General features: G+C 66.2%; 2 protein-coding genes. One reads left to right on the forward strand and one right to left on the reverse strand.

The window, feature by feature from the left end:
• The coding region (locus tag NBRGI_RS27170) for an amidophosphoribosyltransferase (RefSeq protein WP_029900047.1) at positions 1 to 628 on the reverse strand (628 nt) is incomplete at its 3' end.
• A 147-nt stretch (positions 629 to 775) separates the two neighbouring features.
• Between NBRGI_RS27170 and NBRGI_RS27175 the strand changes: the two genes are divergently transcribed.
• On the forward strand, positions 776 to 1,515 hold a 740-nt coding region (locus tag NBRGI_RS27175), incomplete at its 3' end, for a YhgE/Pip domain-containing protein (protein WP_235211121.1).

Here is a 1,515-nt window from a genome sequence, read left to right on the forward strand (position 1 = left end):
GCGCGGCGTAGAGGGTGTGCTCGTCCATGAAGGTCAGGCAGAACGCGCCCTTCAAGGTCGGCAGCAGTTCCATCGCCGCCTGTTCGATGCTCGAATCGGCGGAGGCATGCGCGAGCAGCGCGGTGATCACATCGGAGTCGGAGGTCGCGGCGATCGGCTGCGGGCGGCCGTTCGCCACCGTCGCGCCGATGAGCCCGAGTTCCCTTGCCCGGCCCGCCAATTCGGCGGTATTGACGAGATTGCCGTTGTGGCCCAGGGCAAGTCCGGAGCCGACCGCGGTGGTGCGGAAGATCGGCTGTGCGTTCTCCCAGGTCACCCCGCCGGTGGTGGAGTAGCGGCAGTGCCCGACGGCGATATGGCCCGGCATGGCGGCCAGCGTCTGCTCGTCGAAAACCTGACTGACCAAACCCAGGTCCTTGAAGACCAGGATCTGCGAACCGTCGGAGACCGCGATGCCCGCCGCCTCCTGACCGCGATGCTGCAGCGCGTAGAGCCCGTAGTACGTGAGCTTCGCCACGTCCTCGCTCGGGGCCCAGACACCGAACACGCCACACTCTTCGCGTGGCTCGTTCTCGTCCTGATCGGGGGTGGCGGATGTGCTTACGACCGGCAGTTCGGCGTTGGTCACCGTTTGCTCCCTGTTCGGGCGGGCTGGGGGCGATTTCATTCTACGGGTGAAACTTCGTTCGCGATCACTCGCCACCGCATCCGGACAGCAATCGAGCACGCCACAGGACCCGGCGCAGGCGGGCCGGTAACTGTTACCGTGCCTGCCGTGACGACTACCGACAGCGCGGACACCGGCGGCGGAGCGGGATCGAACACGGCGGGAACGGGACAGCAGCGCCGGCCTTGGGCCCGCATGGTGCTGTTTCCCATCTCCGTGCTGACCCTGCTGACCGCTCTGCTCGGCATCATGTATCTGGATTACGTCGTCGATCCGGAGAAGAATCTGCACGACTTTCCGATCGCCCTGGTGAATCAGGATGTGGGCGATGTCATCAAGAAGGCCGACGGGCAGCAACAGGTGAACTTCGGGGCGCAGATCACCGAGGCGCTGCGGACCGGGGTGCCCGCGGACAAAGTCGACCTGCAGGTGATCAGCATCAGCGAGGCCGAACGGCAGCTGCAGGCCGGCAAGGTCTACGGCGCGATCGTGATCCCGAGCGACTTCAGCAAGCAACTCGGCAATCTCGGTATCGGCAGCGTGATCCCCGGCGACCTGGAACGTCCGATCATCACGCTGCAGACCAACCCGCGCACCGGCGCGTTCGGCACCCAGATCGTGTTGCGGGTCGGCAATCAGGCGCTGACCGAGGTGAACAAACAGGTCGGCAAGCAGCTCACCGATCAGGTGAACGAACAGCTGAAACCGCAGCCCGGCGGGCCGCCCGCGCCCGAACTGTCCGGCGCGACCCGGCTGGCGATCGCCGACCCGGTGAAGGTGGTCGTCCAGCAGTATCGCCCGCTGCCCGACGGCACCGGCCAAGGCCTGTCCGCGTTCTTCTACGCGCT

Origin of the sequence: Nocardia brasiliensis IFM 10847, assembly GCF_000710915.1 — a bacterium.
Classification (GTDB): domain Bacteria; phylum Actinomycetota; class Actinomycetes; order Mycobacteriales; family Mycobacteriaceae; genus Nocardia; species Nocardia brasiliensis_A.